This is a genomic window from Pseudomonas sp. JL3 (genome assembly GCF_031570575.1).
Classification (GTDB): Bacteria; Pseudomonadota; Gammaproteobacteria; order Pseudomonadales; family Pseudomonadaceae; genus Aquipseudomonas; species Aquipseudomonas cucumis.
Window position 1 is genome coordinate 1 of sequence record NZ_JAKWJK010000001.1, and the last position, 23,524, is coordinate 23,524.

General features: G+C 52.5%; 18 protein-coding genes and 3 pseudogenes. 16 read left to right on the plus strand and 5 right to left on the minus strand.

Annotation, left to right across the window (positions count from 1 at the left end; genetic code table 11):
* The 12 genes and pseudogenes from MMG91_RS00005 to MMG91_RS00065 all read left to right on the plus strand — a co-directional run.
* A pseudogene (locus tag MMG91_RS00005) lies at positions 1-380 on the plus strand (carbon starvation protein A); the annotation flags it as partial.
* Positions 381-395: 15 nt separating this feature from the next.
* Positions 396-596 (plus strand): YbdD/YjiX family protein, encoded by a 201-nt coding sequence (locus tag MMG91_RS00010; RefSeq protein ID WP_038983272.1) that lies wholly within the window; start codon positions 396-398, stop codon positions 594-596.
* Positions 597-1,090: 494 nt separating this feature from the next.
* Positions 1,091-1,477, plus strand: coding sequence for an ectoine synthase (locus MMG91_RS00015; RefSeq protein ID WP_310658301.1), 387 nt, complete (start codon positions 1,091-1,093; stop codon positions 1,475-1,477).
* A 108-nt stretch (positions 1,478-1,585) separates the two neighbouring features.
* Complete coding sequence (locus tag MMG91_RS00020) at positions 1,586-2,884, plus strand: MFS transporter (RefSeq protein ID WP_310658302.1); 1,299 nt, start codon at positions 1,586-1,588, stop codon at positions 2,882-2,884.
* Positions 2,881-4,410 (plus strand): class I adenylate-forming enzyme family protein, encoded by a 1,530-nt coding sequence (locus tag MMG91_RS00025; RefSeq protein WP_310658303.1) that lies wholly within the window; start codon positions 2,881-2,883, stop codon positions 4,408-4,410. The genes MMG91_RS00020 and MMG91_RS00025 overlap by 4 nt, the downstream gene beginning before the upstream one ends.
* Before the next feature lie 32 nt (positions 4,411-4,442).
* Positions 4,443-5,423 (plus strand): class I SAM-dependent methyltransferase, encoded by a 981-nt coding sequence (locus MMG91_RS00030; protein WP_310658304.1) that lies wholly within the window; start codon positions 4,443-4,445, stop codon positions 5,421-5,423.
* Between the two features lie 26 nt (positions 5,424-5,449).
* Positions 5,450-6,640, plus strand: coding sequence for an acyl-CoA dehydrogenase family protein (locus MMG91_RS00035; RefSeq protein ID WP_310658305.1), 1,191 nt, complete (start codon positions 5,450-5,452; stop codon positions 6,638-6,640).
* A 374-nt stretch (positions 6,641-7,014) separates the two neighbouring features.
* A complete protein-coding gene (locus MMG91_RS00040) occupies positions 7,015-7,539 on the plus strand; it encodes a cupin domain-containing protein (RefSeq protein WP_310658306.1) in 525 nt (174 codons plus the stop codon).
* A 447-nt stretch (positions 7,540-7,986) separates the two neighbouring features.
* Positions 7,987-8,820 (plus strand): hypothetical protein, encoded by an 834-nt coding sequence (locus tag MMG91_RS00045; protein WP_310658307.1) that lies wholly within the window; start codon positions 7,987-7,989, stop codon positions 8,818-8,820.
* Positions 8,821-10,254: 1,434 nt separating this feature from the next.
* Positions 10,255-10,551, plus strand: a complete 297-nt coding sequence (locus MMG91_RS00055; RefSeq protein WP_310658308.1) for a hypothetical protein — start codon at positions 10,255-10,257, stop codon at positions 10,549-10,551.
* 559 nt (positions 10,552-11,110) lie between these two features.
* Positions 11,111-12,778 carry a BCCT family transporter gene (locus MMG91_RS00060; RefSeq protein WP_310658309.1) on the plus strand — a complete coding sequence of 556 codons (1,668 nt, stop codon included), beginning with the start codon at positions 11,111-11,113 and terminating at the stop codon, positions 12,776-12,778.
* 117 nt (positions 12,779-12,895) lie between these two features.
* Positions 12,896-14,005, plus strand: a complete 1,110-nt coding sequence (locus MMG91_RS00065; protein ID WP_310658310.1) for a mechanosensitive ion channel family protein — start codon at positions 12,896-12,898, stop codon at positions 14,003-14,005.
* A gap of 106 nt (positions 14,006-14,111) precedes the next feature.
* Here MMG91_RS00065 and MMG91_RS00070 read toward each other — a convergent pair whose 3' ends face one another.
* Together MMG91_RS00070 and MMG91_RS00075 are read right to left on the minus strand one after the other, a co-directional pair.
* On the minus strand, positions 14,112-14,831 hold the full coding sequence (locus MMG91_RS00070) for a 3'-5' exonuclease (RefSeq protein ID WP_310658311.1): 720 nt from the start codon (positions 14,829-14,831) through the stop codon (positions 14,112-14,114).
* On the minus strand, positions 14,828-16,708 hold the full coding sequence (locus MMG91_RS00075) for a DUF294 nucleotidyltransferase-like domain-containing protein (RefSeq protein ID WP_310658312.1): 1,881 nt from the start codon (positions 16,706-16,708) through the stop codon (positions 14,828-14,830). The genes MMG91_RS00070 and MMG91_RS00075 overlap by 4 nt, the downstream gene beginning before the upstream one ends.
* A gap of 459 nt (positions 16,709-17,167) precedes the next feature.
* On the opposite strand from MMG91_RS00075, the gene MMG91_RS00080 reads away from it, so the two are divergent.
* The gene (locus MMG91_RS00080) at positions 17,168-18,448 is read left to right on the plus strand and encodes a sodium:proton antiporter (protein ID WP_310658313.1); all 1,281 of its coding nucleotides are present in this window, start codon (positions 17,168-17,170) and stop codon (positions 18,446-18,448) included.
* A gap of 245 nt (positions 18,449-18,693) precedes the next feature.
* Here the strand turns inward: MMG91_RS00080 and MMG91_RS00085 are convergent, their stop codons facing one another.
* The 3 genes from MMG91_RS00085 to MMG91_RS00095 all read right to left on the minus strand — a co-directional run bounded on the left by MMG91_RS00085 (position 18,694) and on the right by MMG91_RS00095 (position 21,090).
* The gene (locus MMG91_RS00085) at positions 18,694-19,254 is read right to left on the minus strand and encodes a lipocalin family protein (RefSeq protein WP_310658314.1); all 561 of its coding nucleotides are present in this window, start codon (positions 19,252-19,254) and stop codon (positions 18,694-18,696) included.
* A gap of 458 nt (positions 19,255-19,712) precedes the next feature.
* On the minus strand, positions 19,713-20,414 hold the full coding sequence (locus tag MMG91_RS00090) for a TIGR04283 family arsenosugar biosynthesis glycosyltransferase (RefSeq protein ID WP_310658315.1): 702 nt from the start codon (positions 20,412-20,414) through the stop codon (positions 19,713-19,715).
* The gene (locus MMG91_RS00095) at positions 20,404-21,090 is read right to left on the minus strand and encodes a DUF2064 domain-containing protein (RefSeq protein WP_310658316.1); all 687 of its coding nucleotides are present in this window, start codon (positions 21,088-21,090) and stop codon (positions 20,404-20,406) included. The genes MMG91_RS00090 and MMG91_RS00095 overlap by 11 nt, the downstream gene beginning before the upstream one ends.
* Before the next feature lie 140 nt (positions 21,091-21,230).
* On the opposite strand from MMG91_RS00095, the pseudogene MMG91_RS00100 reads away from it, so the two are divergent.
* The 3 genes and pseudogenes from MMG91_RS00100 to arsS all read left to right on the plus strand — a co-directional run.
* Positions 21,231-21,671 (plus strand): annotated as a pseudogene (locus MMG91_RS00100) (DUF692 family multinuclear iron-containing protein); the annotation flags it as partial.
* Positions 21,672-22,184: 513 nt separating this feature from the next.
* A pseudogene (locus MMG91_RS00105) lies at positions 22,185-22,304 on the plus strand (DoxX family protein); the annotation flags it as partial.
* 239 nt (positions 22,305-22,543) lie between these two features.
* Positions 22,544-23,521: an arsenosugar biosynthesis radical SAM (seleno)protein ArsS gene (gene arsS / locus MMG91_RS00110; protein ID WP_310658317.1), complete on the plus strand. Its 978-nt coding sequence runs from the start codon at positions 22,544-22,546 to the stop codon at positions 23,519-23,521.
* Positions 23,522-23,524 lie beyond the last annotated feature (3 nt).

The window sequence follows — 23,524 nt, forward strand, 5'->3', positions numbered from 1 at the left end:
TGGCAACCGTCGTGCTGATCAAAATGAAACGCCAACGCTACGTCTGGGTGACCATGCTGCCAGCGGTCTGGCTGCTGATCTGCACCACCACAGCAGGCTTCATCAAGCTGTTCGACGCCAATCCGGCGATCGGCTTCCTGGCGCTGGCGAAGAAATACAGCGATGCGTTGGCCAACGGGCAGGTCCTCGCGCCAGCCAAGAGCATCGAGCAGATGCAGCACGTGATCTACAACGCCTACACCAACGCAACGCTGACGGCGCTGTTTTTGCTTGTGGTGTTCAGCATCCTGTTCTTTGCACTCAAGGTTGGTATAGCCGCCTGGGGCACCAAAGAACGTACGGATAAAGAAGCACCATTCCAGGCTTTGCCGGATGCTTGATGGAGGAGGGGGCCCATGTTCAATGACCTGAGTCGCCTTGGTAAATACCTCGGTCAGGCCGCGCGCTTGATGGTTGGCATGCCTGACTACGACACCTACGTTGAGCATATGCAAACCAAACACCCGGACAAGCCGGTGATGAGCTACGAGGTGTTCTTTCGGGAACGTCAGGAGGCTCGTTATGGAGGCGGGAATGGGCAGACTCGCTGTTGTTGAATGATCGCAAAGCTCAATTCCGAAGTTGCTTCACACTCTAATCGAGTGCCTGAAAAACCCGGCTGATAAGGCCGGGTTTTTTTATTGCCGTCGTCTGTGTAATTGTCCGAGGCCAGTTAAAAACCCGTTGACACTCATAAATTGTTACACGTAGGATCCGGGGTCTTCAGGGAGCAACAACCGGGTCAGGGAATGACTGGTCAGCCGTAATGGCATGCGTGCTACAGGCACGTCCTTCGACAAGTCTTCCTGCATTTCCCGCGGGAAAGCATCCCTGTTATCTGGTTGTGATTTGCCTCTGATCAGGGGGCCGATTTTTATTCGATTCGTGAAAGACAGCGCTATCCCGAAAGAGGGGGCTCAAGCGATCTGCTGAACATTTGCCGTATGCAAGCCTGCCTCTTTGTTACCCGCTTGACGTTTACCGCCGCAACCACTCTGTTCGCCTCGCACGTTCAAGGCGGCAAGCCCCAAATATTCAAAAGGAACTGAATATGTTTGTTCGTAGTATCCGCGATGTTGAAAAAACCGATTTTTTCGTCGAGTGGGGCTCAGGCACCAGCCACCGTCTGCTGACAGAGCAGGACGGAGTCGGCTTCACCATTTGCCACACTGTGGTTCGAGCCGGTACCGAATCGCTGCTTCATTATCGCAATCATCTCGAGGCTTGCTATTGCATCGGTGGTGAGGGCGAAATCGAAGATATGGAGGGCACCATCCATGCGATCCGTCCGGGAGATATGTACGTTCTGGACAAACATGATTGTCACTATCTGCGTGGTGGCAAGTTCACGGACCTTATTCTGGTCAGCGTTTTCAATCCTCCCCTCGCAGGCACCGAGCGCCACTCAATAAACAATCAGAGTGCCTCTTCGTACTGAATTCCGAAATGGACTACCTGTTCGACGGGACAGTCGTTTCCAGCCAACGAGTAACGAGACGACAGGTTTTTTTTCAGACCTGTTGAGTGACTGTGCGGAGTTGATGATATGAAATTGTTCAGGCCGTTGCTTCAGCGGCCCGTAGCCTTGCTGTGGGGAGGGTTGGCGCTCTCTTCGATCGGTGACGAACTCTTCGCGATTGCCATCGCCTGGATGGCGGTGCAGATCGCCGGAAGCGATGCGAGCTGGCTCAGTGCTTTGCGCGGTGCTGCTGCATTGGCAGGCGCTTTGCTGGGGGGGATATGGGCAGAGCGCTGGGACCACCGTCGCACGATGATCGGCGCCGACCTTGCGCGAGCCGGGCTTGCCTTGATTCCGGTGATCGCCTGGGGGCTCGGCATCATGAGTCTGTGGATGCTGGCGGTTCCGCTCATGCTCATGATGATAGTCAACTCGCTGTTCGAGCCGGCACTGCGCGCCAGTCTTCCGCGGATTGCCGCGGCGCCGGACCAGCTGCAATCGGTCAACGCGCTGTTCGATGCGATCATCCGGGTCGCCCGGGTGATCGGGCCAATGCTGGCAGCGGCGATTACGCTGCTGATTCCGATCGAGCATCTGTTTACCCTGAACAGCATCACCTTCCTGATCTCCGCGTGGGCGGTCATGAAGTTGGGCAAAGCGTTGCCGCGCCAACCTGTCAAGGCAACAAGCCGGCGTGCCGGATTTACCGCCGGTTGGAGAAGTCTTGCGGGACGCAGCCAGATGCAGGCGGTGTATGTGTGTGCGGGACTGGGCAATGTTGCCTGGAGCGTGGGTATATCGATCGGCATGGCGCTGGCAGTCGTCAAATACGATATCCAGGGATTCGGCGTACAGGGTTTTGCTGCCTACGGCTTGATCATGGGGGCTTACGGGGCAGGGAACCTGATCTCCATTTTTGTTGTGGGCAATCTGCAGATCCGCCGCTTGTATCACGGGTTTACCTTCGGTTCCGTGGTTAACGGCCTGGGCATCGCGATCATCGGCGCGGCCGTGCTGTACCTGCCACCGGAACACGTCCTGACGGGGATGATGGTCGGCGCAAGTCTTGCGGCACTCGGCGGGCCACTGATCGACATCTCATTCATTTTGCTGATTCAAACCCGGTTCAGGCAAAGCGAAATCGCCGGGCTGGCACGGCTGCGTTTTGCGGCGCTGGGCGCCTCGATTCTGATTGCCGGTGCCTGCGGTGCTGCGCTGTATGCCCGCTTTGAAACCGGCCTGGTTATTGTCGGGGCCGGGATTTTCGAAGTGATCGTGGGGGCCATTGTGCTGCTCGTCCCCAAGGATAACGAAGTCGTACAGGTGAACAGGGAGGATGGCTCTTCATCGTCATCCTTGGCGGATGGTAGCGAGGTGGCCCGATGAAACAGTTCCATGACTATGTAAAAGACCACGCCGAGCGAACGCCGGACAAGATTGCGCTGACCATCAGTGGCCGAAAGATCACCTACGGAGCGTTGGACGAACTCGCCTGCGTGGTAGCCCGGCAGTTAGTGGGCACGGGGATGGTAACGAGTGATCGGGTTGCACTTCATGCACCCACTTCCATCGAAACCATTGCCTGTGCGCTGGGCGTCATGAAAGCCGGATTCGTCCTGGTGCTGATGCATTACGGTATCGCCGCCGAAAAACTGATCCATCAACTTAACGATATCAAGGCAAAGACCTTGATCGTACCGGCAAGTGCCAGCCTCGATGAGTTGATCGGGAAGGTCCATTTACAGTTCGTCTTGCACATGGGCGATTGGCACACCCGCCGATTTGCCGGGTTGAATGAAGCGTTCCCGGAGTGTGATGGGGGGCTTGAGGGCAGTGAAGTCCGCGTCATCTTTCACACCAGTGGTTCGACGAAAGACTCGAAAGGCGTGGCGGTCAGCAACAGCAATATGATGGCGGCCTACACGGCGGTTTCCAGTTATCTGGGGGACTTCGCGGATGCGGTCATTCTGAACTTCTCACCTCTGCATTTTGATTACGGCTTTTACAACATCATGATGCCGTTGCTCGGCGGTGGTCATTCGGTTTGCGAAACTGCGCTCCCTGAGCAGTCGGAGCACTTGCTCGATTTGCTTCAACGCCGAGGCATAACCGGGATGCATATTTTGCCGCCCGCCATTCACTATCTCTTGCAGGCCGACCCCGACACGTTTCAACCGGAAAAAATCAAATCCCTGAAGTACATTGCCAGCAGCGGGCAAGCGTTGCCACCCAAGCACATACAGCTATTGCGAGCGCTCCTTCCGGGCGTTGTCGTTTACTCCATGTATGGCCTGACGGAGTGCAAGCGAGTCGCGTATTTACCTCCAGAGCAACTTGATCAACGTCCCGGCTCGGTGGGTAAGGCGATTTCCGGGGTTAACGTATTCCTGGTTGACGATGCCGGGCAACTGATTACCCGGCCTGATTGTGTGGGAGAGCTTGTAGTCGCGGGTGATCTGGTGATGCTCGGTTATTGGAACAAACCAGAACTGACCCGCCAGGTCATAAAAAACAATCTGTTCGGTGAAGCGCGGGTTTACTTCACTGGTGACCTGTTCAAACGGGACAGTGAACAGTATCTCTATTTCGTCGGTAGAAAAGACAACGTATTTACGCGGCGGACTTTTCAGGTAAACCCCCGGGAAATCGAGCACGTTATCGTCGCCCATGAGGCTGTGAGCGAAGCGATTGTAATTGCCTTTCCCGATGAAGTGGCCGGTCAGGTTCCAAAGGCCTGCGTGGTATTGAAAGAAGGCCATGAGTTGTCCGCTGATGCGCTCATCCAGTACTGCGCCACGCAGTTGGATTGGTACATGGTGCCCGCCATTGTCAGTTTTCATGCGGCGTTGCCCCGCAACCTCAACGGCAAAACCACGGCGCATCTCCTGGCCGCCGGCGCTATAGCAATTTAATAAACACTCAACGCGTAAATGGAATTACGGAAATGACCACTGATTCAAACCCTGCGTTTGTCGATTCTGCCATGAACAAACTGGCCGATTATTTTGACGATCTGGCCAACGGGAGAGTGCAGGTGCCCAGGCAGCCTGTGACAACGAGAATACGCGAGCGTATCCAGGACGATGATGTAAGGGCCTACCATGATTTGCTGGTGATGCAGACGGGTCCGCTTTTTTCGCACTTCCTTGCCAGTGTGCCGGGGATTGTGGAAGAGCTTTCGCGCATCGGCGTGGCGCTCGACCGATATACCCGTGAGCGACGAAAAAAAGACGAGCGAAACTTTTCCCTGTGGGAAATCGATGCGTTTGACGGGAGCAGTGCAAGGACCTTGGCGAAGTATTCCAATGGGGCCATCAGAACCCTGACCAATTCTCCGAACAAAGCCAATCAGCAACATTTCGACGCCTACGCCGACAAGGAAATCTCTGCGTTTTATTCGGGGTCATTTCTTCAGATCACAGAGGATATCGTGGCGGATTCCTTAGGCGTCGACATGCCGTTTTGCGGGGTCGACTACCTCTATGAGATGGCGGCCTTCCAGTTCTATGGCAGAAACAGGGATGAGCACCTGAGGTTCGTTTCCCGCTTTTTGCGAGAGGATGGCCTCGCTTTCTTCCTGGAAAAATGCAATCAGAGCGACATCCAAGAGTATGAGCGACGCGAGCGGGTAAAGGACGAACAGCACAAGTCTCATTATTTTTCCGAGGCGCAGATAGCCTGGAAAAGAGAGGCCATGTTAGTGCAGATGGAAAACGGCCAGATCCTTTTCTCTGATTTCGTCGAAGCCGCGTCCCGCTATTTTTCTCATATTTATGTCATCTGGAACGGCACCAATTTCTATGAGTTTGTGGCGTCCAATGACGAAAACAGCATCAGCAGGTTCATTGAACTGCTAGGCGAGCCCTTTATCCCCGAAGGTTTCTGCTTCGAGTCTCCGGTTGTCAGGAAACTTTCCCGTCCCTAATGCTGATTGTCGAGGTAACGAAGTTCATGGACTGGATGGCTAACCTGTCATTGGAACATCATGAAACCTGTGATCGCGCGCGAAAACTGCTTGGCCGGTGGCGGGCCCGTGCCGCTGAAACCGAACAAGCTCGCTGTATTTCGCCGCAGACGGTGGAGGAATTGCATGCAGTAGGGCTTATGCAGTTATTTGTGCCTGGACGCTATGGCGGGCTGCAACGTGACTGGCCAACCCTGGTTGAAGCATCCCGAATTGCCGCACGAGCTTGTCCGTCGACCGGTTGGATGATCGGTCTGGTGGGCAGCCATGCGGCGATTGTCGGGCGGCTTCCTCCCACCTGTCAGGAGCAGGTCTTTGCTGATGGACCCGGGCAGATCATAGCGACTGCTTCCGTGTCCAAAGAGGTCTCGATCCTGAAGCAAGAGGGTGGTTTTCGTATCGGCGGAACCTGGCGTTTCAGTTCAGGAATTGATCATGCCAACTGGGTGATCGTGTCCGGCAAGGATCCTCGTGACGGCCGGACGCTGTTGTTCACGCTCCGGGCGGATCAGGTTCAAGTCGAGGATGTCTGGGACGTCGCTGGAATGTGCGGTACCGGATCAAAAGACCTTCGGCTGGATGATGTCTTTGTGTCAGATGTTTGGGTCGTCTCGCAATCCGAGTGTTTCGGCCCGGCACCGGCAGGCGCCAGGCACAATCCGGACGGCTACCTGTTTGATGTGGAGTTCATTCCGTATCTGGGCAGCCTGCATATAGGCCCGGTGCTTGGCTGTGCGGAGGGGGCCTATGATGATTGCATTGCAACACTGCGAAATCGCGAGGTCTCTAAGGCGGACGCCGTTTCAAGGACTCGACCAATGCTGCTGGAACGAGTTGCGGAAAGTGCTGCGCAGTTGAGCTGTGCCAGGCACCTTTACCACGCCATTGCCTTGTTGTTGCATGACGCCGGTGTCGCTGGCAGGTCACTGTCGGTGCAAGAACTGCTCACCCTCAAGCGAGATCGCGCGTATCTGGTTCGGTTATGTGTGCAGGCCGTTCAGCGGCTGGTGCAGCAAATGGGGACTGCGGTGATTTTCGAGGCGAGCCCGGTGCAGCGACACTGGCGTGACCTTCAGGTGATGGCGGCCCATCTGGATGTGAATTGGGATACCGCAATGCTCGCCTATGGAGATTTTGCGATGGATCATCACCCCTGTGATCCGGCTATGAAGGGTTAGGCTGCGGGGGACTGTCATCGACTGAGCAACTCAAGCGTCGACCCAGCCATAGAAATTAACGCAAGCAGGTCAGTACTTTTAGCCAGTCGAACGAGGGCAGAAGAACCGGGAGGGAAGGGTGGTAGAGCGAAGGTCCACGTAGAAACTGAACGAGCTCTGCCTCAGCATTTGCTGGAGCTTTTTCCCTGCATTTTCGGGGGCAAGGAAACCGCGGATGATTCGAATGGACGAATATACAATATGGTCAACTAAGCCCTCAAATAGGCGGCTATCGAGACAATTAATCAGCTCTACTAAATGGTTATTTAGCATAGTTATAATCTATCAATAATGTGTCTGTTATAGTTTTGATGTTTCATGGGAGGGCCATCTACATGACCATCAATGCATTCGATACTCACATTCCCAGCGCTGAAGCAGTGATTGCTGGATTGGCTCTGGAGCCACACATCGAAGGCGGTTTCTACCGAAGAACCTTTCAGTCTGATCAACACGCTATGGTTGAGATCAATGGTGGACAACGTCACTTGATGACTTCAATTTATTACTTGCTGACCAAGGATTCGCCGATAGGTCATTTTCACCTGAATCAATCGGACATCGTTCATTACTACCATTTGGGAAACCCGATTCAGTACAGCCTGATTTTTCCAGACGGCACGTTGAATACTGTGGTGATGGGCAGCGACGTTATCGCCGGGCAATGTTTGCAGCTGCATGTACCTGGTGGCGTCTGGAAAGCTTCGCAGCTTATGACGGGTTTGGCGGAATACGGTTTGATCAGTGAAGCGGTTTCACCAGGATTTGATTTTGCAGATATGGAGATGGGCAGTCGGCAAAAGCTCAGAGTGCAGTTTCCCGAGCATTCGGAGCTGTTTGGAAAGCTGACGCGAGGATGAGGGGCTGAGGTGGATCCCGGGCTTCAAAATCTGCGTGCAACCGGGCTAATCTTGAAACACATTGTTACGTGTAATGTATATTATGTTAAATGATGTGTCTGGGTGGAACTTTCTATGCTTGTGCTTGAGGTCACGCGCCACCACTTTCCGATTTTTGCAGACGTTCAGGCTCTTCTCGTTGGATGTCCTTCCTGACTTCGGTCCCTGATGTATGCATGAAGGTTTTGCCCCGTCTGTACAAGAACTCCAGCCAGATATACAGATATCGCTTTTGAGGCGTTCAAGCACGCCTCATCGATACAGCCGAGCGTTTAACTGATGTCATTCGTTTGCGGCGGTAACAACCAATGTCGTTCGGTGGTCCATCTCCCACCTTTGGAGGCGCATCAAGACGCTGACAGACTTGCCGATAAAACAAGTACGATCAACAAGAAGTAGTGCTAAACGATGAACCAATACTCCATTCCCCAGCCAAATAACCAGAGCTCGCAACCGGTCGCTAGACTCCCTGAAATCCGTATGCTCGCCATTGTATCTATATTGGCGTTGCTGCTGCTCCTACCAGCAGCGTTCATGGTAAAGCTGGACGCACCCTACGCAAACTACATCGCCCTGGCTTTGACTGCCGCGATGATTTCCAGCGTGTACGTCGTCATGAGTCTGATCGAATTGAAGCTAGCCGGAAGGCTGATGAGCATGAAATCCGGGGTGTATATCTGGGTTTCATTGATTGGCCTTTTAATATGGTTCTCAAAGATTGACGCACAGGTGGACGTCAACAATATCATTGGAGTAGACGCGTCGTTGCTGCCAATGACAACTACAGCTGCAACTTTTATGCACGTTATGATACGTATAAAGCCAATGATTTACGTGATCATGGCCGCATCTACCTTATTATTCCTTCTTTCCTATCCGGCTGCACGGTTGCGAAAAGAAATCCCTTCATATGCGATCTGCCATGCCTCAAACCTATTTGCCTTCTGTGTGATCGCCTCCTTAGTTTCTGATGTGATGTCTCTGGATCGCCACCGCGTCCAAATCCTTTACCATATCGCACATATGGCTGACTTCAGCAGCAAGTCGCCCTGCACGAATGTAGACCCTTTAACAGATGATGTGCTCTATTTGGATAGCGCACGGAGTAAGATCCTGATCGCCCCAAAAATCAAAGAACCCGCGCCAACGACCCTGTCGACCTTCTCACTGCTGGCCCCTACCCCAATCCCTAGCAACTTCAAACGTCTTGAATGTGATTACAAGTTTCCCCTCGCGGGCTGACCTCAAAAGCCAACCTAAAGAACTATATAACCCAACAAAACTTTCGGTTGGTTGGCCATCCCTTAGAGATTGGTGTTGGATCTTTAGAATCATACCCGCGCATTCAGGCCGCAGTCTCGAAGCGCTAGGATCGGATGACACTGCCCATTATTTCGATTACGCGTCGGCGATTGCTCTCAGGGCTGCCACATTTCAATGCTAGGAAGTGGAATGCGGGTTTAGAGTAGATGTACTCGACCATCTTGATAACGGCAAGACGGCAATTCCTGGAGTGATGATTCATCCAATGATCTCGATCTTTTACCGCTCTCACCCTCTATGAGCCCGAAGGGGCGATGCTTCTCTGGGCTCTGTACGACATCTGTGAAACCGCCAGCGCTTCACTGAACACCGAGATCCGGTATAGCTCGGGGCATCTGAGGGAGCACACTACGCAAACGCTGTCGATTGTTTGCGGTTGACGAGGGATACGATACCGCAGCACGCGCTTTGACAAGCTCGCAATGAGATTTGCCGCGACAGTCTCATTGACCGCTGCAATGCGGTGCATGCGACATTACTTTTCGTACAGGGCCTAATGCAGCGGTCGAGTTCGATTCACTCTTCTCGAAGTCCTCTCTTCGCCACGCGGCTCTCCTGTCAGGGCCTCCAAGCGCTCGAGCAACGCTCTATTCAGTCTCTCGGACGCTTCCAATCTCTCCTGTAGCTGCTCAATCAACGGAGCGAATAGGTTGACCGCGTCAAGGCCGCCCTGATTGTAAATAGCAACGACACCTCCCACAGCAGCGATTTGGAGATTTCGTGAGGCGCCACCTGAGCAGGTCTTGCCCGTCTTGGGGTTACTCACCTTTTTCGTCCACCCTGCTTTGTAATCTGCAATATTCTTCATGACCACCTCGTCTCTGAAACGTAGAGCAGAGCATCGACAATTAAGACGATGGAAAATTTGAACACAAAACCTGCTCTCAACGCCCGCGAGGTCTACCAGGTGCTGAAGGACGTCGCGCTCGGCACACGCACCATGCGAAGAACGTGTAATGAGGCCTGGAGTGAAATCTATAACGGCCTTATGCCTGTTGAGATCGATGGGTGGCAGCTCACGCTATTTAATGACTGCGGCCCCATAGGTTACTGCGACGATTGCAGGTCATCTGACGGTCGAGTCGGGACTCTTGAAATCTGGCACCGCTATGGCACCGATCCAGTTAAGCTTTTGAGCGGGTGGGAGCGTGAGAGACTTGAGCGCTTTCTTAACGACCTCTGACGTACATACCTTGTGACGAAGAAATGCACTGTACTTAAACCACTGGTCTACGCGCATATTCAGGAGCAAAGCTCGATACTTGTCATAAATTGTCTCAGCTTCGCTCTGGGCCGGGATTGAAAGCACGTTGAACTGCAATACTGCATGTACAGTCTAGTTAACAAGTGAGTGTGAATACTCTGATCTGCTGTACTGAATGGGATTTGTGTATGAGCTGCCGCATACGCTTGAATTATCTGCTGGACACATTTTTTGGCCCCATCGCAAAAAGCGCAGAGTGCGTGGCGATGATCATCCCGATTACGCGTGGCGCCTTTCAAGTGCAGGTGAAAGCTCCTTTCCCGGATGATCTTCACAAGGCGCATGCGATAACTGTTATCCAGCTTTCAGAGCGGCCACTGACCGGTACCCTTGTTAACGCTCGTGTATTGGCAAATGGGGATCTGGAATTGCAGATTGATGTATGACATCCATCATTTCACGCATGTAGAAAATACCTATCGCTGTCAATCGGCCGACTTGCGCAGCCCATCAGGTTGATCAGAGCATTATCGTTCGCCACGCGTTCCTCCATGGCTATGCTGCCCAACGATACGAGCCCTCGGTTTTGTTAGTGGCCACGCTGGTATTGGCTTCGCTTTTGCGTTCGGACTCTTAAACCTTTTGAGAATCGTCGGAAAAATCCGTGATGGAGTTCCTGTCGATTGGTCATGGCTGTAGTCGGCATCGGTGGCGAGACTGATGCGCCTTGAAGAACCGGCACCTTCGTAAAGGAAACATCCAGCCCCATCAATCCTCTTACCGCAGCGAAAGGTAAGAAGAACCAAATGATTGCTTAAGCGCCCCGTTTTCGAGCCCTGCATCCAAGCTGACTGACGCCCTACTGCACCTACCCTGTAAGACCAGCTTTCGCCAGATTGTAAAAAAGCTTGTTAGGATAGGCATGCAAACATCTCGTTTTACCATAGGAACAGCGGGGCTAACGACCACTGCACGTCATAGCGTGCCACCATCAAGGAGGCTCTCATGGGCCGAACACCTGGGGATGATCTACCAGAAAAACCTCATAAAAGCAGTGAGGATGGCATTCCTGCTCCTAGCGGGGCCGCCAATCTGATTGACACCGACTACGTGATCGGACAGGACAATATCAAAGGTGAGTTTTCATTTTCCCTTGATATCCATGGCAAGGTGTTTGTCATCTCAGCTGTCACTATCTTGCTGTTCGTCATTATGACGCTGGCACTCCAAAATGAAGTAGAACCGCTGTTCAGTGCCATCCGAAACTGGCTGACTGGCAATCTCGCTTGGCTGTTCATGAGCATTGCAAACATATTTGTCTTGCTTTGCATCGGGCTAATTTTCTCGCCGCTGGGGAAGGTTCGCTTGGGCGGTAGGGATGCCAAACCAGACCATAGCTACGTGGGCTGGTTCTCAATGCTTTTCGCTGCAGGAATGGGCATTGGCCTAATGTTCTATGGCGTAGCCGAACCCATGTCTCATTATCAAGCATCCATGGGCGGTGTAACAGTCGATGCGAGTGGAGCCCGAACCGACTGGGCACCGTTAGGAGGTGCAGCGGGTGACGCCAAGGCATCAGCCGACTTGGCAATGGCCGCCACTATCTTTCACTGGGGACTCCACCCTTGGGCGATCTACGCGATTGTCGCTCTGTCCCTAGCCCTGTTTTCTTACAACAAGGGCTTACCGCTCTCTATACGGTCAATCTTCTATCCATTGCTAGGCGAGCGCGTCTGGGGCTGGCCAGGGCACCTGATAGATATCCTAGCGGTATTCGCCACATTGTTCGGGCTGGCGACATCGCTGGGGATAGGAGCTGAGCAGGCAGCAGCAGGGATTGAATATCTCTTCGGTATTGAGTCGACAAATCTAAGCAAAGTAGTGCTGATCGTTGGTATCACCATAATTGCCCTTTGGTCAGTTCTTGCTGGCTTGGATAAGGGCGTCAAGATGCTGTCACAGATCAATATGGGCCTAGCGTTGCTGCTGCTGGTGTTCATCATTGTTGTTGGGCCCACCTTGGCAATCTTCACTGGATTCTTTAAAAATTTGGTGACCTACGCTGAATACCTACCGGCGCTTTCCAATCCTTTCGGACGCACTGACACGGAATTCACTCAGGGCTGGACTGCATTTTATTGGGCATGGTGGATCAGTTGGTCTCCATTTGTGGGGATGTTTATTGCGCGGGTCAGCCGTGGCCGAACGGTCAGGGAGTTCTTAATCTCTGTTTTGTTAGTTCCTACCGTGGTGTCCGTATTATGGATGACGACGTTTGGTGGCACTGCCATCGACCAAGCTACTGTACAAAACTTGGTTGGCGTTAAGGATGCTGTGCTGGAGTTGAAACTGTTCGCCATGCTGGGAGAACTGCCACTAAAAGAAATATCTTCGTTCTTGGGCATTGTTCTGGTCATCGTCTTTTTCATCACTTCCTCTGACTCCGGCTCCTTAGTCATCGATACGATTACAGCAGGGGGTAAGGTCGATGCGCCTGTTCCACAGCGTGTATTTTGGGCCGTCATAGAAGGAGTGATTGCCATTGCGCTGTTGTTGGGCGGAGGTCTCGTGGCACTACAAGCTATGGCGGTATCTACGGGTCTGCCTTTCGCTCTTGTGCTGGCTCTGGGCTGCGTGTCTCTTGTGAAGGGACTGATGTCTGAGCCCCGCTAGTTAACTATTGAGTGAGCCAAGCATACCGTAATCTTCCCATAACCCGCCAAGCAAACGCTGGCGGGTTAAACCTCGAAAAAATGAGGTCAGAATGTTCCAAAAAATATTCAATTTTTTATGACTTATGATTTTCTGGGAATCTCGTTAGCTAACTGGTTTTTCGCTATTTTGTTAGCGACAATCAGTTTCGCCTTGGCAAGAACTGTGATTGGTTTTTTCCTTAGGAAGCTTCGAAAAATATCAGCCCTACCCAATGCCAACGTTAGTAATATCGCGGTCGTAGTGCTCTCAGGTACAAGTAATACGCTCTTACTGCTGGCATCGATACTTGTTGGTGTAGGTGTCCTTGATCTACCCGAGCGCTGGTTGGGACGAGTCAGCAGCCTTTGGTTTGTGGTTGCTGCTTTGCAGATCGGCTTGTGGGCGAACCGCGCCTGCGCGTTGGCGCTAGCTCAATACTTTAGACGGCACAGCGCCTCTGAAACGTTCCAGGGCAGCGCCTTGGCGACCCTAAGCCTGTGGGGGGCGAAGGTATTCCTGTGGGTCGTTGTAGTTCTGTCGATGCTTTCGAATGTCGGCGTAAATATCACAGCTTTTGTTGCCAGCCTTGGGGTAGGAGGCATCGCTATTGCGCTGGCTATGCAGAATATTCTAGGGGATGTCTTCGCTTCGTTGTCAATTGCAGTAGATAAACCATTTGAGGTAGGCGACTTCATCGTGGTGGGCTCATTATCTGGTACTGTCGAGCATGTTGGATTGAAGACAACGCGGATTCGTAGCCTGGGCGGTGAACAAATCGTTATGGCTAACGCGGAAATGATCGGGAGTACAATACAGAATTACAAACGGCTTCTGGAGCGTAGAATAGTCTTTGAGATAGGGCTTACTTATACTTGTTCTGCGCTTCAGGCCAGGGAAGTAACACAACGAATCGAGCATATTATCAGCCAGCAAGAAAGAGCCAGATTTGACCGATGCCATTTTCGGAGTTTTGGGGAGAGCGCCTTAGAATTTGAGGTCGTATACATCGTGCTAGACCCAAGTTACAACATCTATATGGATATTCAGCAGGACATAAATTTAGCAATAATGGACGCATTTAACGAGATAGGCGTCAGCTTTGCGTTCCCATCACGAACCGTTTACGTTGCATCTATTTCCGGTGAAGAGGTGCCTGTGGGTCGTAGCAAAGACGTGGCTGTGAGGACTTCAGAGCACTCGACATAAACGCATGCTCAGACGTATAGATCATGCATATCGCCTAACAGACTTTCGAGGCGTTTGAGAAGCCTCCCGCCATGGCATTTCGGGCACCCCGCTTAGTGCTGGGCCGTCAGTCCCATAGCGCACTAATAGGTGACGCTGATGAATAATGCGTAGCTATCTGCGCTTGTAGCAGCTCAGCGGTAGCGAGGGCATCGGTTAACGCATGATGCCCTTGATAGGCTGGAAGGTTATAGCGCGTGCGGCTGTCGGCCAATCGTATGGATGTCTGCGGGCGACGCATGAGCCTGGCAACCCAACCTTGCTTTTGCCGATGCATCCTGGCTTCCAATTGCATCGTGTCTACGACCGGAAACCTCAGGCCTTCTCCGAGGTGCCTCCGCAATGCTGCATCTAGGAACTCACGCTCGATATTGCGGTAATGGACGACGACCACTTTGCCTGCCATGGCGTCCAGAAGTGGCTCCAGCACTTCCGGAAGCGAGGGAGCATTCAAAATCTCAGCATGGGTAATGTGGTGAAAGGTCACCGACTTTTCATTCAGTTCTGATGATGGGTTTAGCACCCAATACGCCGCCTTGCTGCAATAAATGCGCTCTAAGGTGAACGGCACTAAACCAATGCTAACAATACTATGAGCCTGTGCATTGAGCCCGGTTGTCTCCACGTCCATCGCAAGAAATTGCACGTTTTCAATCAGAGTGTGTGGTGAAACGACGCCCGCCTGATAAAACTTTCGCAAGTAAGAATTAGCCGACTTCTGCGCCAACTCGCGGAACACTTCTGGCCAGTTTCCCGGGTGATCTGCCTCCGCCTTGGCATCATTCATTTTGAGACACGACTCTTTGGCGGGTAGCGGAACCGCAGGAAATTCTGGCCGTTACTCAACACCTTGAAGGCCTCTTTGAGATTGTGCCGCTCGCTATTGGAGAAGCGCTCAGGCTCGATATAGTTATTGGGCGCTTCTCCCTGCTCCAGCGCCTCTACCTGATGCCGGATCCTCACCATAGAGAGTAACTCAAGAGCATAGCGCAAGTGCTTCAATGCTTCGGGCGGCATGATGTTAGAGCTAGCTATTGCATCGATACGGTCAAACGAGTTCTGCGCAGTACTGCCGCAAGCAAGAGCATGGATGCGAATAAGGTCGGTGAGTGGTGCCGTACCGCGACCTTTAAGATTGATGATTCTTTTCTGTTGTCCATCTGTCTCGACGACAAAGGTACGAAAAAATCCTAGGGGCGGTGTCCGGTTCAGTGCAATCCTCGCCATGGCACTGAGAAATCCGGGGTGGGAACTGGATTTGCGAGCGCATAGAACTTTGAGTTCTTGCACTAGCGAGAGCTGGCCGAATACGCCATCCAGATCGAAAAAGATGCAGCTATTTAGCAACGTTGTCGGGTTTGGTTTTTCGATCCACTGATCAAAATAACTGCGCCACACCCTCAAAGGTTGGCGCCACTGATCGTTGGTCGCCATTACTCCGCCTTTACAGTAGCTGTACCCACATGCGGCGAGGCCATCGCTTACAAACGATGCGAGGCTAAGGAAATATGCATCATGCGAGGAGGGATCGAATCGATCATCCAGTACTAAGGCGTTATCTTGATCGCTTACCAGCAGTTGCTCATCGCGCGCCATGGAGCCTAGAACCATGAAGCAGTAAGGAACTGGAGGTGGGCCCAGTTTTTCTTCTGCAAGCTCCAGCAGACGCTGCGTGAAAGCTCTGCCGATACCTGAGATAGCGCTACCGATCATGTGCGCGGTCGCGCCATCCTTCACCATCCGGATGTACGTTCCACGCAGGTCTCGTAAAAGCGACTTTAGACCGTCGACCGACGTCTGGTTAGATATTCTGTTGACCAAGTACAAGCTACTGTGGGACTCGTACCGAATAATATCTGAGAGGTTGATTACGCCAATCGGGAGCCCGTTGTTGAGAACCGGCAAGTGATGGATATTGCGGCGTAGCATGACAAGCATGGCTTCAAAGCCTGAATCGTCAGCATTTATGGCCACTGGATCGGTCGTCATGATAGCGCTGATGAGCGTTTCGTCGGCGTTCCTCCCGACCGCGACAACGCGGGTGCGAAGATCCCTGTCGGTCACGATCCCCCGGATCTCTCCTGCCTGCAGTGCCGCTGGCGACATAACCACGACACAGGCAACGCGTTGTTCGGTCATCAGCTTTGCAGCCTCGCCAACCATGGTATCCGACGTCACCCAGACCAGGGAGCGTGACAGCAAGGCTCGGCATTTGAGCTGGATCAGTTCGCTCGCCCGGCCCTGCGCTTCGACTGCAGACTTAAGCCTGGAGTGCCCTTCAGCTTCAACGAAATCCGCAAAGGCGTCATGCTGTGCGCACAGATCGGCGAATACGTCGGCGGGGATGTAGTAAATCAGACTGTCTTCAAGTGCTCTCGCAGGAAAACGAACTTTGTTACTGCGCAAGAGCCCTGCCTGGCCAAAGATATCGCCTTCGACAAGCCGGTTGTAAAGCTCGCCGTTGCGTCGATAAATCTCCACTGCGCCGCTGCGCACATAGTGCAAATCCTGGATAACGGCACCCGCTTCCAGGATGTCGCTACCGGCCTTGAAGTAACGCACATCAACTCGCCGAGCCATAGCAACTATAGACTCCCTAGGCAGCTTATCAAATGGAGCAAAACGATAGAGATGGTCGCTGATCTCCTGCATCTCGGCTTGCATGGAACCTCGGTATGCTGGAAGGAAAAATCGCCAAAAGGCGTACGTTGAAATTTGCTGCTCGCCCGAAAAGCCTATCAGATACTTTCTATCGGATTGTAAGATTAAGGCAATTCAAGTCGAGTCGGCGGCAGCGGCCTTCGCGAAATACGGCATCCATCCACTCTTAACAGTGGGCTGTCGATTTGAGTGAAAGCTCTGTAACCATCGTGGTTAGCAGTCGAATGACTCAGCGTATCGCGCATGGCCCCCCTCCTCTGCCGCCACACACAAATGGCATGGGCCATATCTTTGGTTGTGATACCGATGCGCCGATGGTGTCCAAGCTACCGTCAGGGCAGCGCGACCAACCGGCAAATGTTGCACTCTTAGGCATTATTGCTTTCAAACTGAATAGCAGGCCTCACCGCAGAGCGCATCCTTATCATTAACTATCGCACATACCCCGGAGCTAACCGTTGAATGCTAGACATTATTGCGATATTTCTAAGTGTCACAGCCCTACTTGCCTACGTTAACCGACGTTACGTGGGACTTCCTTCCGCCATTGGCGTCATGGGTATCGCACTTGGCATATCGCTGCTGAATATGGCAGCTGATAGCCTTGGCTTCCATGCCTTGCACACGCTTGAGCAATCGCTGGTGCAATCCATAGATTTCTCCGAATTGCTCATGCAAGGCATGTTGTCGTTGCTGCTATTCGCTGGGGCCTTGCACGTCGACTTGTCGCAGTTACGTATCTACAGATGGCAGGTAGCGTCCCTCGCCGCAATAGGCACAACCCTGTCGACGCTATTTATCGGTTTCGGTCTATGGGCGTTATTGTCTTTGACAGATCTCGGTATGCCGCTCGCCTACTGTCTGGTGTTCGGTGCTCTGATCTCGCCAACCGATCCTATCGCTGTGATGGGCATTTTGAAGTCTGCTGGTGCTCCCGGTAGCGTTGAACTGGTTATTTCGGGCGAATCTCTATTCAACGATGGAGTCAGCGTAGTCCTGTTTTCTCTCATTTTGGCTATGATCGCCAGCGGTGAAGGCCCATCGGTTGCGGGAGCCGCGCAGTTACTGTTGAAGGAGGCAGGCGGCGGCGCTCTTCTAGGTGCAGTCGTCGGGTACGTCATCTACCGGATGCTCAAAAGTATCGACAGCTATCAAGAGGAAGTCCTCATCACCTTGGCCGCTGTGCTCGGCGCCTATGCCCTCGCAACGCATCTACATGTTTCCGGCCCCATTGCTACGGTAGTAATGGGGCTGATTATTGGCAATCATGGCCGTTCCTATGCAATGTCTGAACAGACCAAGAAAAATCTCGACATGTTTTGGGAATTGATGGACGAAATCCTTAATGCAGTCTTATTTGTCCTGATCGGCCTAGAAGTGGTTCTGATACATTTTTCAAATGCTCTTATCGCCACTGGATTGATGGTCGTGGCTTTAACGTTGCTGTCGCGATTGCTGACGGTCGGTGTTCCTATCGCTGTCTTGGGTAAACGCTTTCGGCTTCCTAAAGGTGCTTGGAGCGTAATGACCTGGGGTGGCCTACGAGGAGGAATTTCAGTGGCCCTCGCTTTATCGCTTCCGCCGAGCGAGGCACGCGATACAGTGGTTTCCCTAACCTACATAATCGTAGTGTTCTCCATTTTGATCCAAGGTATGACCATTGGGAAACTGGTCAAGAAGGTCATGCCCTGCGCGAGTATAGCTAATACAACATTGCGATCAAAAAAGATTATACTGCGATAGCTATCTAACGGGATATCGCAGGCATGTTTGTAACGCTCGAGGAGCCGATAGTCGCATCGGCACCCGAAAGGGTGCTCGGCCGTTATGGTCGGTATGGCAACCTTCGCGGCTTTGCCCACCACTCACTATAGTGATTTCGCGCTCAATCAAGCAAAGGCATCGTGCCTAGACATGCTTAACGCATCTTGCCTTAATAATGCCCCCCTGATGAAAACACCTTAGAGACTTGTTTAGAGTTAACTAGCCTATTGCTTTGTCATCAACAGCTGTTCCACCATAAAGCCTTTGTCCTTCAGTCGTTTCAGCAGTGCCGCGTAGGCCTGCGGTTTCACACGAGTTGTTCGCGACAAAATCCATAAGTATTTGCGAGTCGGCTCGCTGACGGCGACCAATTGGTATTGTTCGTCAAGATCAATAATCCAGTAGTCCCCCCACACTGCGGGGAGGAACGACATCCACGCTGGAGCGAAGCGCACCTTAAGCCTGGGAGAGTCCGGAGCGCCAACTTGCCGACCAGTGGCGAGAGCAAGATGCAATTGGCCATCGTGCAATCGACACCGGTTGACCGCTTGCACCGTGCCGTCGACCTGTAGATGGAAATCGGTGCGGGTGAAACCGGCGCACCTTTTCTGAAACCGGTTGGGAGTGCGGGCGATCTCGTACCAGGTACCCATGAACCGAGGCAGATCGATGCTGGCGACAGGTTGCAACGGCAGACTGGAACTGTCTGCCTGAATGCCCGGAATGGTAAAATTCAACCCGGCCCAAAGCAGGCTAGTAAAAAGGTAGCGAACTATTCTGCGCATAGCTCTATCGCTCAAGATTGGCAGTCGACGACGCATCCCCCAATGCCATCGGAGAAATCGGATGTACGTAGATTGGTCTCGCAGCTCAACGATAGACTATAGCCAGCTCAATCAGAGAAAAACCGGCATCGGGTTCGGGAGCATACGATCCGCTGCGCAGACCAAACCTCCATGTGAATCACAGACTTAACCATACGCCTCCCCGCCGACTGATGCGTCGAAACAATGGCCTAGCTCAATCTGCGCGAAGAGACAGCGCCGTAAGGCCTGCGCTGGGTAGCGAAGTCCGCTGTCTGGCAGTACCGATGCGAAACTGAACACGTTACGGGTTTAATACTGAACCACTACCGTAGGGGATACGTATACATCTGCATCAGGATGGACGGGAGTTAGCAATATTCCCCCTTTGATCCGTGAATTTTCGGGAATGCGTGGGTTGGTTAAGCCGACAGAAGTGATTATTTTCGCGAACTATAAATGGCTGCTAATCGGGAAGCTGGGACACCCATGTAATAAGCTATCGCGAGTAAACGATTACGAAATGAACGACGCCACCAACCATCGCGCTGCCAGCGCCTGGCATCAACTCCCACACCTTGAGCTAGCTCTACGAATCGGCCTTGCTCTCGGACGCGCTTCACAAGTTCGACCTCTTCAAACAACGGTGACGCATCATGTTGTCCGCACGACAGATAGATATCGTGCTGGAAAAATAATCCTTGGTCTCCGTAAGGAATCCCAAAACGGGTACGCACATTGATTAGCTTTTCTAACAATCTGCTTTGCCAGCAATTGGCATTGGAAAATCTAAATGCGAAATACCCTCCCGATGCACCAGAGTTGATTGCATCACGGATAGCAGGCAAGCAATCACACGTCAGATGAGCGTCAGCATGCAAAAACCAGAGAATCGAATGAACTGCGTGGCTTGCCCCCAAGCGAAGCTGCTCACCTCGGCAGGGTGATGCAGGTACCCAAAGCGAACCATGGCGCTGACAAATTTCTAGGCAATTCGCGCTTTGGGCCGCATCTACCACGATCAGTTGTAGTGACTCACGCTCATTTTTTGCCATTAGATTTAAATGGCTGAGCAGCTTTTCCAGCGCTGCTTCGTCATTCCAGCAAGGCACGATAACGCTGACAGAGCCTTTATTTTTCATCTGATACTTCCAGTAGATCTGCCAACGCGTTTTTCAGTTTTAATCTCGCAGGTCGTGCATCGTGAGCCAATGCCTCTAGCAAGGGTTTTAGGTCTTCTTGGAGGTCAATGTCGGATAACTCACCTTCCAGTGAAACCAAGTGGCCTGAATTCCGACAACATTCGGCTAATGCTTGACCCAGATGCTGAGTGCTCCAAGGCAAAGCTCTCAAGGTTGGCCAAGGCTTACGAGAGGCCATAAGAACAACGCCACCATCTTGCGCCATCATGAGCACTGTATCTGAGTGCTGAAGTTGCTCGCTCACACGCTGATAGTCATGAGGGCCTAACAATGGGCAGTCGCTTCCTATGTAAATCAGGTACTGGTGACCTAGGTTACGGAGCTGCATATCCAACGCATTCAAGCGATCACCGAGGTTTCCCTCACTCTGTGGAATGCATAGTGCGCTCTCGCACAAAGCCTGCCCCCATTGCTGGTGTTGTGCTTGATCAGGAGCCAAAGCTCGAGGGCCCGGGAAAACCGAAAGGTCTTCTACAGCGCACTCAAGAAGTAACTGAGCAATATCCAGGGCGCGTGCCTTACCAATTCCCTCTGCCAGACGCTGTTTTGAGTGGCCTAAAGCAGGTCGCTTGCAAAGCAATACCAGGCATGGATTATGACTGTTCAGCGAGCTCATCTGCTTGATCCCAATATGCGTCCGGTATCACGCATCGCCCGAAGTGATGGCGTTGGCAGATATCTCTTACCGCCAGCACGGGTGATGCACGCGATCTGCTACCAACGCAGCCAGCGTCGTCCGAGTAATGCGCCTAGTATATCCAACGTACACAAGACGCCCTACGACGTCATATCGCAATTGAAAACCCCACCCATTACCTACGCCTGGAGGGTCATGAATTCAGCGAACTCGACTTTTTGACCGAGCTGAGCGTGAGAACTGGTTGTGGGTTACTGCTGGATATCAATAACGTACATATCAGCGCGCATAACTTGGGCTTCGATGCGGCGACGTATCTGGATGCCTTCCCGGCCAAGGCGATTGTGGAAATCCATTTGGCAGGCCGCGCAGTGGATCCGGGAGATACGCGGTTGCTAATAGACACTCACGATGCCCCCATCGCTGACAACGTCTGGTTGCTGTATCAACGCGTTATCGAACGGATCGGCATACGTCCGACCTTGATCGAGCGCGACGACAATATCCCAGGATTCGACGTCTTGCTGGCCGAACGGGACAGAGCACAGACTCTGTTGAACATCGGTAAGAAGCGATCATCGGAAGTGACGACATTGATCCGAGTGCATTTGCGAGCTTATCCCATAAGGACTTGGCTCGTAGCCGGCTCGAACCGAGGGCTGCTTTTCGTTGGGCCTGGTTTCCAGACCAACCGGTCTACACCATTTGGCGACTCAATCGAGAACAGCGGGACATACCTGACGAACTTGACTGGCGCGGCGAAGGAGCGCTTCTGACGCGCAAGCAAGGCCGGATTTGTTGGGAGGCCGTCAGTGCCGCAGACTGCACGTTTCTAGACGCCTGCGCGGCATACCTGCCTATTGAACTGGTCGCAGAAAAAGCCCTTGAGGTTCAATCTGATTTAGATCTGTCAGAACTCATTGCCCGCTTGTTCAGTACCAACGCGTTCGTCGCTGTAAACACCCTAGCTCTCTCTGAAGATTAACCAAAGGAGGCATCATGGACTTGATACGAAATACGTCGTCCACTTCCGATAAGTCCTTGCACGGCATTTGGAACCGCATTGCAGACCAATCCAGGTGTTTGTCTACCCTGATGCCTGGCCAACGCACTTTTCCTGGGCGGGCCTACTACTCATCGTCGCACGTGGTGGAGGTGCAATGTCGCTGGATCGTCCACTCGGCATCAAGTGATGCTTGGCCACTGCCCACGCATTGTCTGATGGGAAGGTTACGTACTCAGACCTAATCAGGTATTTCGGACAGATCACAGGCAGCAGGCATCGAGGCCGAAATTTTTTCTGATTTGCGACGCGTAAAGCCCTATCGAGCAGGAACGCCTCAGCGAGATCACTAGCTGGTTTTCGAGGTCTATTGGTAATACCGAGAGGCTTCGGCCTCAGAACATCAGTTTTCCGAGAGTAGCTATCGTCATGCGCGCAATGTTACCGCTTCTGAATGCATTGAGCTTTCCGCCCCTTCGCCGAGGGCAACTGGAAGCCTTGCAGATTAACCTCACCTATCTTTGCAACCAGCGGTGCCTGCATTGCCATGTGAATGCAGGCCCCACTCGCAAGGAATCGATGACTGATGAGAGCCTGGCGTTTTTGCATCAGGTCATTGATGCCCATCCAGTGAAAACCCTTGATCTGACGGGTGGTGCTCCGGAAATGCATCCCCGTTTCAGAGAAGTCGTTGTCCATGCTCGGCGAGAAGGATTGCGAGTCATTGACCGCTGTAATTTAACGATTCTCAGTGAGCCAGGATATGAAGGCTTAGCGGAGTTTCTGGCTGAGCAAGGAGTTGAGGTGACTGCATCTCTGCCCTGCTACTCCCGTGAGAATGTCGACAGGCAACGTGGTGATGGGGTATTCGACGCCAGTATTGAAGGCCTCAAGAAGCTCAACAATCTCGGATACGGTTTTTCTGACACCGGCTTGATCCTGAATCTTGTTTACAACCCTCAAGGCGCAAACTTGCCGCCTCCACAGGCTCAGCTCGAGATCGATTACAAAGTTCACTTGGCTGAAGATTTCGGCATTCAGTTCAACCATCTCCTGACTATCATCAACCAACCCATAGCCCGATTTGGAAGCACCCTGGTCAGCAAGGGGCAGTTCGGTAATTACATGCAGCTGCTCAGAGATAGCTATCGATCAGAAAATCTCGATGCAGTCATGTGCCGGAACTTGATCAGCGTCGACTGGCAAGGTTACCTCTACGACTGCGACTTCAACCAAATGCTAGACCTGCCGATGTTCATGCCTGATCTGATTGGTCGTGATCGGCCTCATCTGCGTGACTTGCTCCAATCTCCAAGCCTGGAAAATAACCCCATCAATACCCGCGACCATTGCTTTGCTTGCACCGCTGGTCAGGGCTCGAGTTGCGCCGGCGCATTAAAAGTTTAGGGA